Genomic DNA, 14,415 nt, shown 5'->3' with positions numbered 1-14,415 from the left:
CGAATGTTTGCGGTGACGCAGGGCGGGTTTTGTATGAAGGTTATTGGTTTTCTCGTCAATTTTGTTCCTAAACCCGCCCCTACAGATTAATCGAATCTTATTGGTGACGCAGGGCGGGTTTTGTATGAAGGTTATTGGTTTTCTCGTCAATTTTGTTCCTAAACCCGCCCCTACAGATTAATCTAATCTTATTCGTGACGCAGGGCGGGTTTTGTATGAATATTATTGGTTTTCCTGTCAATTTTGTCCCTAAACCCGCCCCTACATTAGATTTATCTTCGATTCTTATGCAAGGCTAAATTTTTAATGGTTCCATCCCATTCTTGAGAACCACTAGGGTGCAATTCGTCCTCTTCCCAGGCTATGGGATTATTCACAATGTATTCACGAATCGCGGTTAATGCTTGTTCATTGCGGATAATATGTTCATAATAGCCACGTTGCCACACGCGAACACCCCTCTGGCGACGATTTTTATTAATGCGGCGTGCTGAAAAGGTTTTGAATCCTCTGATAATCTCTGGCAAGCCATGGTATTTTTGATCAGTAGTATCTGCTGTCAATATCAAAATGCCATGGAGATGATTGGGCATGATCACAAATTCATCTAATTTTAGATGAGGATGATAGTGAAGCAAATTTTTCCAATGTAAATAGACAAATTTGCCGGAATCGCTTAACTGCATTTGACTATCGATGATTTCACCTAACAGGGTTTGGCGTTGCCAAGTACAAATGGTAATAAAATAAAATCCCGGTTGTGTATAATCATAATCTTTCAGGCGGATTGAACGTCGATGATGTTGATCCGGATTGTATTTCATGATCAGATCGCACGAGGTTTTCCTTTGACAAAACGTGTAGGGGCGGGTTTAGGAATTTAATGATCAGACACACCTCAAACAATACAACAAAACCCGCCCTATCCCCACCACCAAACCACGAAATATTTCACGCGATCGCACGCCAATCATCCCAATTATGTAGGGGCGGGTTTAGGGATTAAATTATCAGACAACACCCCAAACAAAACAACGAAACCCGCCCTATCCCCACCGCCAAACCACCAAACCTATCCTAATATTCCATGCGATCGCACGCCAATCATCCCGATCCTGTAGGGGCGGGTTTAGGGATTCAATCATGATACACACCCCCAACCAAACAACGAAACCCGCCCTATCCCCACCACCAAACCACGAAATCTATCCTAATATTCCACGCGATCGCACGCCAATCCTCCCCATCATGTAGGGGCGGGTTTAGGGATTAAATCATCAGACAACACCCCCCACAAAACAACGAAACCCGCCCTATCCCCACCACCAAACCACGAAATATTCCACGCGATCGCACACCAATCATCCCCATCCTGTAGGGGCGGGTTTAGGGATTAAATCATCAGACAACACCCCCCACAAAACAACGAAACCCGCCCTATCCCCACCACCAAACCACGAAATATTCCACGCGATCGCACGCCAATCACCCCAATCATGTAGGGGCGGGTTTAGGGATTCAATGATGATACACACCCCCAACAAAACAACGAAACCCGCCCTATCCCCACCGCCAAACCACGAAATATTCCACGCGATCGCATCCATTAATCGAATGTTATTGGTGACGCAAAGCGGGTTTTGTATGAATTTTATTGGTTTTCCCGTCAATTTTGTCCCTAAACCCGCCCCTATATGTTCATTTATTTAAAAATTCCACCTTTCTCTATAAATTCTGGGATAATTAAACGATGCCATTCTAGTTTGATCAACTCAGTATTACCAAATCTCTGACCCAATACATCCACCGAACTGGTATTTTCCGTGATGATGCTAACCAGAATTCGGATTGAACCGATGTGACTACAAATCAAAATATTATTCACCTCACTCATTTGCGTAAACCGCGCCAGATCAATCAAAAACGAGAAAATTCGTTGAGCTAATTGGGCATAACTTTCGCCATTTTCGGGGGCATAGTTTAAATCACCAGCCGCATATTCGGGAATAAATCGGAGTTTGCCACCTTCTAATACGCCCAAATTCCGTTCATTTAGTCGCTTATCTTTGTGGATACTGCCCACGCTAATATTGCCGCTAGTTATAGCAATATCTAACGTTTTATAGGCGCGTTTTAATCCAGATGCAAAGGCTAAACTGTACTCTGGATCAAGTTTAGTTCCTAATACCCTGGCTTGTGCTTCACCTTGCGGCGTTAAGTCTACATCTTTAGAACCCGCAATTCGCTTTTCGGCATTGACGGTGCTTTGGGCATGACGGACTATGTGTAAAGTTACCGGAGTTGCTAAGATCAAAGGGTGCTTGAGGTGGTTGCGTATGTCTTGCCAACTGAGAATTTTGTCATTTGTCATGCGTTATTTGTCCTTTGAGGCAATCGGCAACAGGAAACGGGGAACACCCCATTTTAATGTATATCAGTTTAGCGGATCAGCGCAATACTACTGTTTACCATTTAGGTAAATGTCTTACACAAAAGTAATACACCATAAGATACTCGACGTAACGACGAATTATGCGAGACATTATCAAAAAAATCCGCCCAGTTTCTCTGAGAACGGTTCTAATTGTTCCCTTCATTTTACAAATTATTACCGCTGTGGGATTAGTTGGATATTTGTCCTATCGCAGTGGACAAAACGCCGTTGAAGATCTGGCAAATCAATTAGTTGAAGAAACTGCCGAACGAGTCAGCGATTGCGTCAACAGTTATTTGCAGCAACCTCATCAATTTGTTACCTTAAATCGATTAGCGGTTGAACAAGGGGATTTAGATCCAACCGATATTGATCAAGTTTACAGGCGACTCTGGCGGCAAATGCAGGTATCTGATGCTCCGACTGGATTGAGTTATACGAGTCCCTCAGGAGCGTATATTGCGGTGGGAGAGGATAAGTTTGGTTTTGTTTTTCCGAAAGGTTCATATCTGAAAGCTGAGTTAAAAGGAACTGCTCCAGGATCGCGAAATTATTTTCTACTTGATGAAGCGGGTGAAGTTATTCGGCTCTATGACACTCTACCCAACTGGGACCCCCGAAAACGACCCTGGTATCAAGAAACGATTCAGCAAAATACACTAAGTTGGACAAAAATTTACCCCTTTGTCGGTACAGAGAATGCGGCAATAAATCTGTCTGTTCCGGTTTATAAAGATAATGAATTTCAGGGAATTTTTGATGGAATTTTTGTGATCTCTTTGATTAGTTATTTTTTGGAAAAATTAGATATTTCTACCTCTGGACAGGTATTCATTATAGAACATTCGGGGGATGTGGTCGCAACCTCAACGGAAGAAAAGGCTTTTGTCAAAAATATTCAGGGCAAACAACTAATCCGACTCAAAGCCACTGAAAGTAGCAATCGGTTAACGCGGATGACGATGCAAGCATTACTCAATCAAGAGGATAATCTGGCATCAATTCAACACGTCGATTTTACCTTTTTCGACGAGGATTCCACCCAAAGGCAATCCCAACGCCATTTTGTTCACGTTGAACCCTATCAAGATGACTATGGCTTGGATTGGTTGATTGTCTCTGTTGTGCCAGAGTCGGACTTTATGACGCAAATTTATGCGAATACTCGCACGACAATTATCCTTTGTATTGCCACTCTCATTATTGCCACCGGATTGGGTATTATCACTGCCCGTTGGGTGACTCAACCTCTACTTAAATTAAACCAATCTGCCAAAAAACTTGCTCAAGGAGAATGGGAACAATCGGTTGTGATTCAGCGCCACGATGAAGTCGGAGAATTAGCAAACTCCTTTGCTCAGATGGCAAGTCAACTGCAAACCTCGTTTACTGAACTTCAGACTCTAAATACAGCATTAACTGAGAGTGAAAGCCGCCTGAACCAAATTCTAGAAGCGATTCCGGTTGGTATATCCGTTCATGATATTAGCGGACAAATTATCTACGCCAACCAGACATCAAAGCAACTCTTGGGAATCGAAACCTTACCGGAAGCGACAACCGCCGACTTATCAGAAACGTTTCACGTTTATCAGGCGGAAAGCGAAGAATTGTATCCTGTCGAACAAACGCCTCTGGTTCGGGCATTTCAGGGTGAAAAAGTGAAAGTTGATGATATGGAAATTCGCTTACCCGATCGCAGGATTCCCCTAGAAGTCTATGGCACCCCAATCAGGAATGAAACCGGAACTATTGTTGCCGCGATCGCCACATTTTTCGATATCACGAAACGTAAGCAAACGGAGCAGATTTTAGCCGACTATAACCAGACTTTAGCGGCTCAAGTTCGCGAACGAACAGTAGAACTCAATGAAGCTCAACGCCTCGCTCATTTAGGCAATTGGTCATTTGATATAAACAGTCATAAAATTGTTTGGTCGGATGAGATTTTCCGTATTTACGGACGTGATCCTAGCCAAGTTGAACCTAGCTACGAACAGCTTGTGCAACAAATCCATCCCGATGATGTTGCCCTATTTCAGCATTATGTTGAACAAGCCATTACCGAAGGAAAATCCTACGAACATGAAATGCGAATTTTCCTGAGTGATGGTTCAATGCGGTATGTTTTGGGCAAGGGAGAAGCCATGTTCAATTCATCGGGACAGGTGGTTCAACTGTTTGGCACGGTACAGGATATTAGCGATCGCAAATTGATCGAGGAACAATTACGAGAGAGTGAAGAAAAATTCCGTCAACTGGCAGAAAACATCCAAGATGTTTTCTTTATTCTCTCCCACACCGGAGAAATGCTCTATATTAACCCCGCCTACGAACAAATTTGGCAGAGAACTCGCCAAAGTTTATATGATAATCCTCGTTCTTGGTTAGACTCGGTTTTCCCAGAGGACTATCCGTCAACGGTTGCTGCGATGGAACGACAATTACAGGATGCGACTGAGTTTGATCACCTCTATCGGATTACTCGACCCAATGGAGAAATCCGGTGGATTCGCGCCCGTTCGTTCCCGGTTCCTCATCAAAAGACTTACCGCTTTGTCGGGATTGCTGAAGATATTACCGATCGCAAACAAATCGAACTGGCGTTAACAGAAGCCAAAGACGCGGCTGAAACAGCGAACCGGGCGAAAAGTACGTTCCTGGCGAATATGAGTCACGAATTGCGAACCCCCTTGAACGCGATTATGGGGTTTACTCAATTGATGCAGCGCAGCAGTACGTTTCCGGCTGACTATCAAGAGAATGTTGAGATTATTTACCGCAATAGCGAACATCTGCTGACGCTGATTAACCAGGTGTTAGATTTATCCAAAATTGAAGCCGGACGGATCACCCTAAATGAAACCGTTTTTGACCTGTATGCCTTATTACAGGATGTGGAAATCCTGTTCCGAATCAAGGCAAGGGAAAAAGGATTACAGCTACTCTTTGATTATTCCAGTCAGCTTCCTGAATATGTGCAAAATGATGCAGTAAAACTGCGCCAAGTTTTGATTAATTTACTCGCGAATGCCTTTAAATTTACCCATTCAGGGGCGATATCGGTGAGAGTTTCAAGGGTTACTGATACCAGAGAAACTCCCACCACCAAGGAACCCGATGAGATCACCCTCCAGTTTGAAATTGAAGATACAGGGGCGGGAATGGCGGCGGAGGAATTAGAGGATATCTTTGATTCGTTTATTCAAAGTCAAACCGGGAAGCAGCATCAGGAAGGAACGGGGTTAGGGTTATCGATTAGTCGTGAATTTGTCCGACTCATGGGCGGTGATCTGACAGTGGCGTCTCAAGTGGGACAAGGTACAGTTTTTAGGTTTGAGATTAGGGTTAAATTAGCAGACGCCAGCCAAGTTCCTACCTTAAAACCGAAACGGCGTATTATTGCTTTAGAACCGAACCAACCCTGTTATCGAATATTGATTGTTGACGATCGCGTGGATAACCGCAAACTGTTGATCCAACTCCTCAATCCCCTGGGATTTCTCCTCCAAGAAGCGACGAATGGGAAAGACGCGATCGCGATTTGGCAGAATTGGCAACCTCATCTCATCTTTATGGATATGCGGATGCCGATTATGGATGGGTATGAAGCCACCCAACAGATTAAAGCCACCACTCAAGGTCAAGCCACGGCGATTATTGCCGTTACCGCTAGCAGTTTCGATTCCGAGAAGGCAATTGTCCTCTCCATGGGGTGTGATGGATTTATCCGCAAACCCTTCCGGGATGTGGAGATTTTTGACGCGATTCACCAGCATTTGGGTGTGAACTATGTTTATGACGATACAACAGCATCAACTCCACTCAGCCAAACCCCAGCCCATTCCTTAACCCCAGACTCTCTAGCTGTCTTACCCGCCGATTGGTTACAGGCTTTTCGTCAAGCGACAATATTGGGTGATATTGATTTGATGCTGAGTCTGATTGAGGAAATTCGCACCCCTCACGAATCCCTTGCTAACGCCTTGACTGAGTTGACGAATCGGTTTGAGTTGGAGAAGCTGTTAACCTTAACCGAAATTAATTAGATTCACCCCACGCCCAGAAACTGTAGGGGGGCAAAGACTTCATCCGTGTCAACTTAAGCGCCAAAAGCAGGGGCGACGGGGGGATCAGGGGGACTATCGGAGAATTGAGATAAGCTTACGCTACTCCAGATCCCCGACTTCTTTGTTGAAACCCTGATTATCCCAAATAAATTGGATTCAGAAGTCGGGGATCTACCAGACGGTTACTTCTATCAACAAGGGGGGAGTTAACAAAAATTTACAGAATCTTCACACTAGGGGCTGCTTTGTAAAGATTTGACAAAGATTTGCGCCAATCTCCTCCAATATCTGCGGTCTAGTTGAGTGTGATGTCCGATTGAGTTAATATAAATTAAGAAAATATAAATGAACACTGACCAAAAAATAATAGTATATCAGCTAGTAAATTTAGATACCCAGCAATCAGTCGAATGACCAACTACTTATTGTCGCGTTCAAAGACGCCAGTTTCCCAAAACAGCCAACTCAAAGAAACAATCTTAATCGTTGATGACTCTCCCGATAATTTAAGTGTATTACGAAATGTTTTAACAGAACAAGGATATAACGTCAGAGTATCCCTGAATGGGCGACAGACACTTCAGTCTGTGAATATTATGCAGCCTGATTTAATTTTACTCGATATTTTAATGCCCGACATGGATGGATATCAAGTCTGTCAACAGTTAAAAGCCAATCCGGAAACTCAAGCCATTCCGATCATTTTTATCAGCGCCCTCAAGGAAACCTTTGATAAAGTCAAAGCCTTTGAGATTGGGGCGGCTGACTACATCAGTAAACCGATTGAAACCCAAGAAGTTTTAGCCCGAATCGAACATCAGTTACACATCTTACGATTACAACGGCAACTGAAGCAAGAAAATGCCCGGTTAAGCCAGGAAATCCAAGACCGCCAGAATGCTGAAGCCAAACTGCGTATAAGTGAAGCCTCACTCTTGCAAGCCCAAAGAATTGCCCAAATCGGGAGTTGGGAATTTGATGTCCGCACCCGCCAGGTTACCTGGTCAAGGGAAAAATATCGTATCTTTGGACTTGATCCCAATTCGTCAGCGATTACCTACGAGGATATTATCCAACGCATTCATCCGGATGATCAACCCCTATTTGAAGAAACCGTCCAGGATGCGATCGCCTCAGGACAACCTTACGATATCGAGTTTCGAGTTATCCGCCCCAATGGGCAAATTCGCCATCTTGAATCCAGAGGAGAAGCAATTCTCAATGACCAAGGAAAAGTGATTCAACTCTTCGGTATTTCCGTGGATATGACCGAACGCAAACGGCGACAAGAAGCGTTGCGATTAATTGTAGAAGGAACCGCCGCCACAACGGGTGATAAATTCCTGCATTCTTGTGTGTGTTATTTAGCAGAAGTTCTCCAAGTTCGTTACGCATTAATTGCTAAATTTGCCAATCCTGCGGGTACGCGAGTTCGCACATTATCCTATTGGACAGGTGAAACCTGGCATAAAAATATTGAGTATGATTTGAAAAATACCCCCTGTGAAGATATGTTGCTGGATAATGCTTGCCACTATCCTAAAAACTTGCAACAACTGTTTCCTAAGGATCGCTTTTTACAAGAAATTAATGCTCACAGTTACTTTGGCAGTCCTTTGAAAGACTCTGACGGCAATGTCATCGGTTTTTTAGCCGTGTTAGACGAGAAACCAATGCCGTTAACCGTTGAAAAACGGATGATTTTACAAATATTTATCGCCCGTGCTGGGGTAGAACTGGAACGCCTGCAAGCTGAAGCAGAGTTACAACAATCGGAAGCACGAGAACGTCAAAAAGCACGAGAATTGAAACTGACGCTATCGGAATTACAACAAACGCAATCTCAACTGATTCAATCCAAAAAAATGTCAAGTTTGGGACAAATGGTTGCTGGAGTTGCCCACGAAATTAACAATCCAGCTACGTTTATTGCTGGGAATATTCCCATCGCTCGTCAATATTTTGATTATTTAATTAAATTAGTCCAACTTTACCAGACTATTTACAATGAGGATCATCCAGAGATTCAAAGTTGTATTGAAGAGATTGAATTAGAGTTCTTACAAGAGGATCTACCCCAATTAATGCACTCCATGAACATTGGTGTGAATCGAATTCATCAGATTGTTAAATCACTGCGGCGATTTTCTGGGCTAGATGAAGCCGAACTGAAATCCGTGAATATTCATGAGGGGATTGATACAACGCTGGTTTTGATGGAACACCGATTGCGTGCAACCAATATTAAAGTGATTAAAGAGTATAGTCAAATTCCCTTGCTTACCTGTTACGCCAGTCAATTAAATCAAGTCGTTATGATGTTGATTGAAAATGCGATTGATGCGTTACAAACCGATAGCAAATTTCACAATTTAAAATTAAGATTGGTTCCCACAATTACAGTTAGCACCGAACTCAGGCAAAGTAAGACGAAAGCAGGGGAAGCAGAGGAAGCAGAGGAAGCAGGGGAAGCAGAGGAAGCAGGGGAAGCAGAGGAAGCAGGGGAAGCAGGGGAAACAGGGGAAGCAGGGGAAGCAGGGGAAGCAGGGGAAGCAGGGGGAGAAAAAATTAAACTTAGAGCTTATCCGAGCAGTATTGAGAGTCAAGGGTTTTCAAGTGCTATTCCTGCTGCCCCGGAGGTTGTCGTGATTCGGATTTCTGATAATGGAATCGGTATGAGTGAGGAGATACAAGAAAAAATATTTGACCCATTTTTTACCACTAAACCTGTGGGACGTGGTACCGGTTTGGGGTTAGCGATTAGCCACCAGATTATCGTGGGCAAACATAAGGGTAATATTCTGTGTTTTTCTGTACCGGATCAAGGAACCGAGTTTATCTTAGAAATTCCCTTAACTTGAAGCAAGAGGAGGCGATTGAAATCGCTGCTACACAAACAAAGTCCGCCTGCGCGGACTGGTTTATAACGGGGGTAGCTAACCCGGATTTGGTATAAATTGTTCCTATCTGTTTGAGTTTTAGATTGGATTGCACTAAAGCTAGATCAGGGTACGATAGTATCGTACCCCTACCGAATCAATTATCCCTCAGCTGTGGTAGGGGTAAGGATTGCCGTGTCCTATTAAGCTGTTTGGCATTTAAACCTTAATATCAATAACGGCGAAAGCCTTGTAGTGCGTTAAGCGAAGCCATGCCGCAGGCTTTGCATCTTGCTCGCTACTAATACCCAATTTAAATGCATGACAGCTTATCCCTTTTACCAAGAATCAAACCAGTTTTCTACTTCCAGACCATCAAAATCTTGAAAATCAGAAACATTATTTGTCACTAAAACCAAATCGTTAGTCAACGCAATAGATGCTATTTGACCATCACCAAAAGCAGGGGTTTTACCTACCTTAGATAACCTCGCTCTTTCCTGTGCGTGATATTGTGCCGCTTTTAAGTCATAATCAAATAAAGGTAGTCTTGCTAAAATAACATTATTTATATAATCTTCTAAATCTTGTCGTTTTTGAGACACAGGAAGTCGAAAACACCCATATAGTAACTCATGGATAACCACAGTAGCTGTTGCTATTTCCCGTTGATATAACCTGAGCTTTTGCATTACATTATGATTGGGTCGGGGTCGTTTAGCCTCAGACAGAACATTTGTATCTAATAAATATTTTAGGCTCACAAATTCACCTCTCGTCCCGGTGACTTATCCCGTAAATTTTCAAACGTATCATCATCAAGACTTTCTAGATCTACCCTTTGCCTAAAATCCTGTAACGCCGACCAAAAATCCTTAACCTCTTTAATTTCTACTAAAACCTCTTGGTTATCTGGAAAATCCACATCCTCTAATAACTCAATGGTTTTTCCTCTTTTAATCCCTTTAACAAACATAACTTTACCTCATCACAAATTTACTAATGATAAACTCTCTTCTGATGCCACTCAGAAGGAGAGGGGGTCATAGGATCAATCGCGCGATCGCACAGTTATTCTTCGGTTTCTGGTGATTTTAAGTATAAGGGGGATGAGGTGGAGGAGTTGACATCTGGAGAAGATTCAGGAATAATATTATCCCAAAATCCTGTTCCTCCAAGACTGGCAGATACCACGCCAGCGACGACACCAACTACCCCTAAAATCCCCACAACCATCGCCCAACGGGGTTTTTTGCCTAATCCAGAAATCACACCCTCTCGCTGTAGTCCCAACAATTTCAACCAATCCAGCACCGACTTGGGGCGTGCTTCGGGTTCAAGTTTCATTCCCGCCAAAATCGCTTTATTGACACGCTTAGAAATTTGAGAATTAATCTGTTTTGGGGGAATTAAATCCGCCTTACCCTTTTGGCGATCGCTAGAGGTGGGGGGTAGCTTCCCGGTTAAGAGTACATACAGCGTTGCCGCCAGAGAATAGACATCTGTAAACGTTCCGCGCGATCGCGTCTTCGACTTGAGTTCAATCGGGGCAAAAACTTCATCTTGCCATCCCAAAGTTAAGGGATACTCAAATTTTCCGCCCAGGTCAAAATCAATCAGTACCGCCTGATATTGACCCGCCCTCACCATAATATTGGCAGGTTTTACATTCTGATGCAGCAATCCCTGCTGATGGGCAGCGATCAGCGCTTCCCCCATCTGCTGGATATAACTCAACGCTTCCTTTTCGGGTAACACTCGTTGAGACAGGTTCCCTAGACTCTTTCCCCGAATGTACTCCATCGCTAGACAAAAAAACTGTCCTTCAACGAATGTCTTGTACACCTTGATGATATGAGGATGCTTACAGCCTTCTAGCCGCCGCGCTTCATTGACAAACTTACATTTGAGACTTTCCCGACGTAAAGGAGTTAGCCGTTTGAGTCGATCCTCATTCAGCGTTTTGATGACCAGTTCGTTTCCTTGTGCGTCTGTCGCTAGGTAGGTAATACTGAAACCCGCCTTGCCTAATGTTTTCTCAATGGTGTATTGACCATTGTGTAGTTTCTGCCCTATTGTCCACGCCATCGCCTGTGCATTTAAACCCTTTGTTCCTATTTTGGCAGATTTGTCATTCGTTATTGGTCATTCGTCATTTGTCATTCGTCATTCGTTTCCCCCATCTGACACACCGAGCGTGTGACCGAGCGAAGTCGAGGTCAGTCGAGGTGTTCCCCCAGCTCCCAGACGCGCCATGGCGCGTCTCTACAAGCTTCCCCATCTCCCTCATCTCCCTCATCACTCCCATCCCTACTGCACCAAGGGAATCGCCACGATAAACTGGGTTCCCTTTCCCGGCTGGGACATACAGCGGATTTGACCCTGATGCTTTTCCACGACGATATTATGGGCGATGGATAACCCTAACCCTGTCCCCTTCCCCGTAGGTTTAGTGGTAAAGAAGGGATCAAATAAGTGATCCTGAGTCGCTTTTGGCATTCCGGGTCCATTATCAGCAATGGTAATCACCGCCCACGGCGTCTGAGAAGCGCGATCGCACTCTGAAAGTATCCCCTGATTCTGCCAATATTCTCCGCTTTGCACGGCTGTAGAAATCGTAATTTGTCGCGGTTCAGGCTGATTGTCAAAGGCGTCAATCGCATTGGCAATCAGATTCATAAACACTTGATTAAGCTGACTGCCATAACACATCACAGGCGGCAGATCCCCATAATTTTTAATCACCTGAATTTCCGGGCGTTCAGCTTTAGCTTTTAAGCGATTGTGCAGAATCAATAAGGTACTGTCTAACCCTTGATGAATATCAACCGATTGCATCTGCTGCTCATCCAGACGCGAGAAGTTCCGCAACGACAGCACAATATCTCGGATGCGGTTGGCTCCGATTTGCATGGACGATACCATTTTGGGTAAATCTTCAACAATAAACTCGATATCCTCTTCCTCGATAACGGCTTCAATCTCAGGTATTTCCACGGGACAATGTTTCTGGTAAAGCGCCAAAACCTGTAACACACTATTAACATACTCACGAGTATGAACCAGATTGCCGTAAATAAAATTGACCGGATTATTAATTTCGTGGGCAATTCCAGCCAGCAGTTGACCCACGCTGGACATTTTTTCGCTTTGAATCAGTTGACTCTGGGTTTGTTTAAGCTTCTCCAATGTCTCTTCGAGTTGTTGGGCTTGTTGTCGCGCCTTCAGTTCCGATTGTTGCAAGGCTTGTTCTACCTGCTTGCGCTCGGTGATATCAAAGCGAATGGCTAAATATTGGTAGATTTCTCCCTGTTCATTTAAAAAAGGAACAACAGTAGTATCCACCCAATAATAGGTTCCGTCTTTAGCTTTATTTTTGATTTCGCCTTTCCAGACTTTGCCCGATGCGATCGTCGTCCAGAATTCTTTAAAAAATGCTGGCGGATGATGACCCGATTTGATCAGGCGATGGGTTTTGCCAATTAACTCTTCTCGACGATATTGTGATATTTCGCAAAATTTATCATTGACATAGTGAATCACGCCCTGTTTATCGGTAAGCGCCACAATTGCGGCTCGATCTAAGGCAAATTCTAAATCAGATAATTCTTTAAGCGTTCGCTCCAAATTCCTATTCACAAAGTTTTGCTGCCCAATCCCTAGATTCGCTAAAGTCTCTATACCTACAGCGTCTTTGAATTCTGTATTCATTCGTCCATTGGTTTGATAATTATAGGAACTCTCTTGCTGATGAAGCTTTTTTGCTGTCATTTTAGGTTTCCCTTTACTTAAGTAAATATATTTAGATTTACGGATTAACCACCGCTTTGAGGATATTTTATGTGTTTTCCAATCAGTAAGATGTGATTTACTTCACTAATTGGCGGTATTTATCGTAAAAAAAATCGAGTAAATTTGAGTTTTGTATCAAAAAGTATGAGATTTATTACAAACCGTTTTCAAACTTAATCTTTCCTTAAAAGTTAATCAATGTTCCGGATTGCTGATTCATCGTTCAAGCTCTAATTTAATTTTTTCTCCCCCCGCTTCCAGACGCGCCATGGCACGTCTCTACATGGCTTCCCCAGCTTCCCCAGCTCCCCCAACTCCCCGGCGTCTTGGCTATTTGACTTGGCACGAAACTCTGGATTAGGCGCGTATCCTGGTAAAATTTGTAGAAAGGCAGACACTATTGCATCATGCCTATAGCATCGGATTGATGGATTAGGTCAATTCTGTCCCACATTGCTGCAATTGATAATTGAGCAATAATACTTACTGTCTGTTTTGAGAAGAGGAGAACTACTTTGAAGAAAATTCTGTCCATCATTTTACTCGCCGTCGCCGTGTTTGGTTTGGCATTCAGCCGTCCGGCTCTCGCTGCTGACACCGCAAAGGGTGCCACAATCTTTAGTGCTAACTGTAATGCTTGCCATATAGGGGGCAACAACATTGTTATGGCACAGAAGACCCTGAAAAAAGATGCCTTAGAGAAGTATGGCATGGACTCCATGGATGCAATTGTCTACCAGGTAACAAACGGAAAAGGAGCTATGCCTGCTTTTGGCGGACGCTTAAGCGATTCCGACATTGAAAACGTTGCCGCTTATGTGTTAGAGCAAGCTGAAACGGGCTGGTAATTCAGATCCCTCACACTGTAGAGACGTAGCATGCTACGTCTCTACATTCTTGTTTGGGGTAGGTTAATTCTTGGGAGCAGGGCGGGTTTATTCACATCTGTTGTCAGGAAACATAAGATCAATGATCATAGTCAAGCCTGCCCCTACTTACCAAATTCTAGTTAAGGCTTGCTGCATAAGCGTGTAAGGTAGACCAGATAAGGGTTTCCAGCCATTTTTCGACCCAACAAGTGCAAGGTTTTTACACTATAACCGTCTTGCATCCTGGAATTTTCGCCGACAACAGCACCAAATTTTACCTCGACAGAGGGTCAACATCGAGCGAAGTCGAGATGTTAAAACCATTGCCCATTGCCTATTCCCTATTGCCTCTCCCCACCACAAGACTTATT

At 43.7% G+C, this 14,415-nt stretch carries 10 protein-coding genes; 3 read left to right on the top strand and 7 right to left on the bottom strand.

The window, feature by feature from the left end; genetic code table 11:
• Positions 1-272 precede the first annotated feature (272 nt).
• From RID53_RS28445 to RID53_RS28435, 3 genes are all read right to left on the bottom strand, one after another.
• Positions 273-824 (bottom strand): transposase, encoded by a 552-nt coding sequence (locus RID53_RS28445; RefSeq protein WP_446391297.1) that lies wholly within the window; start codon positions 822-824, stop codon positions 273-275.
• A gap of 537 nt (positions 825-1,361) precedes the next feature.
• Complete coding sequence (locus RID53_RS28440; protein WP_446391296.1) at positions 1,362-1,670, bottom strand: hypothetical protein; 309 nt, start codon at positions 1,668-1,670, stop codon at positions 1,362-1,364.
• 32 nt (positions 1,671-1,702) lie between these two features.
• Entirely contained in the window at positions 1,703-2,371 is a 669-nt protein-coding gene (locus tag RID53_RS28435; RefSeq protein ID WP_446391295.1) for a histidine phosphatase family protein, read from the bottom strand.
• A gap of 161 nt (positions 2,372-2,532) precedes the next feature.
• Between RID53_RS28435 and RID53_RS28430 the strand changes: the two genes are divergently transcribed.
• Positions 2,533-6,483, top strand: a complete 3,951-nt coding sequence (locus RID53_RS28430) for a PAS domain S-box protein (RefSeq protein WP_446391294.1) — start codon at positions 2,533-2,535, stop codon at positions 6,481-6,483.
• A 431-nt stretch (positions 6,484-6,914) separates the two neighbouring features.
• Complete coding sequence (locus RID53_RS28425) at positions 6,915-9,365, top strand: response regulator (protein WP_446391293.1); 2,451 nt, start codon at positions 6,915-6,917, stop codon at positions 9,363-9,365.
• 356 nt (positions 9,366-9,721) lie between these two features.
• Here RID53_RS28425 and RID53_RS28420 read toward each other — a convergent pair whose 3' ends face one another.
• From RID53_RS28420 to RID53_RS28405, 4 genes are all read right to left on the bottom strand, one after another.
• Complete coding sequence (locus RID53_RS28420; RefSeq protein WP_446391292.1) at positions 9,722-10,147, bottom strand: PIN domain-containing protein; 426 nt, start codon at positions 10,145-10,147, stop codon at positions 9,722-9,724.
• On the bottom strand, positions 10,144-10,359 hold the full coding sequence (locus RID53_RS28415) for a hypothetical protein (RefSeq protein ID WP_446391291.1): 216 nt from the start codon (positions 10,357-10,359) through the stop codon (positions 10,144-10,146). The genes RID53_RS28420 and RID53_RS28415 overlap by 4 nt, the downstream gene beginning before the upstream one ends.
• 95 nt (positions 10,360-10,454) lie before the next feature.
• Entirely contained in the window at positions 10,455-11,471 is a 1,017-nt protein-coding gene (locus tag RID53_RS28410; protein ID WP_446391290.1) for a serine/threonine protein kinase, read from the bottom strand.
• A 222-nt stretch (positions 11,472-11,693) separates the two neighbouring features.
• On the bottom strand, positions 11,694-13,154 hold the full coding sequence (locus RID53_RS28405) for a PAS domain-containing sensor histidine kinase (protein WP_446391289.1): 1,461 nt from the start codon (positions 13,152-13,154) through the stop codon (positions 11,694-11,696).
• A 536-nt stretch (positions 13,155-13,690) separates the two neighbouring features.
• On the opposite strand from RID53_RS28405, the gene petJ reads away from it, so the two are divergent.
• On the top strand, positions 13,691-14,023 hold the full coding sequence (gene petJ / locus RID53_RS28400) for a cytochrome c6 PetJ (protein WP_446391288.1): 333 nt from the start codon (positions 13,691-13,693) through the stop codon (positions 14,021-14,023).
• The last annotated feature ends 392 nt before the right edge of the window (positions 14,024-14,415 follow it).

Source organism: Coleofasciculus sp. B1-GNL1-01 (assembly GCF_040220235.1).
Lineage (GTDB): Bacteria > Cyanobacteriota > Cyanobacteriia > Cyanobacteriales > Coleofasciculaceae > Coleofasciculus.
The sequence above is the reverse complement of the archived record's forward strand: the minus strand, read 5'-3'. Positions and strand labels throughout refer to the sequence as shown.

Excerpts from the sequence above, each read along its gene's own strand:
- RID53_RS28410 (WP_446391290.1), bottom strand. The coding sequence starts at position 11,471 with ATGGCGTGGACAATAGGGCAGAAACTACACAATGGTCAATACACCATT.
- RID53_RS28425 (WP_446391293.1), top strand. The coding sequence starts at position 6,915 with ATGACCAACTACTTATTGTCGCGTTCAAAGACGCCAGTTTCCCAAAAC.
- RID53_RS28405 (WP_446391289.1), bottom strand. The coding sequence starts at position 13,154 with ATGACAGCAAAAAAGCTTCATCAGCAAGAGAGTTCCTATAATTATCAA.
- RID53_RS28430 (WP_446391294.1), top strand. The coding sequence starts at position 2,533 with ATGCGAGACATTATCAAAAAAATCCGCCCAGTTTCTCTGAGAACGGTT.
- RID53_RS28445 (WP_446391297.1), bottom strand. The coding sequence starts at position 824 with ATGAAATACAATCCGGATCAACATCATCGACGTTCAATCCGCCTGAAA.
- RID53_RS28415 (WP_446391291.1), bottom strand. The coding sequence starts at position 10,359 with ATGTTTGTTAAAGGGATTAAAAGAGGAAAAACCATTGAGTTATTAGAG.
- RID53_RS28435 (WP_446391295.1), bottom strand. The coding sequence starts at position 2,371 with ATGACAAATGACAAAATTCTCAGTTGGCAAGACATACGCAACCACCTC.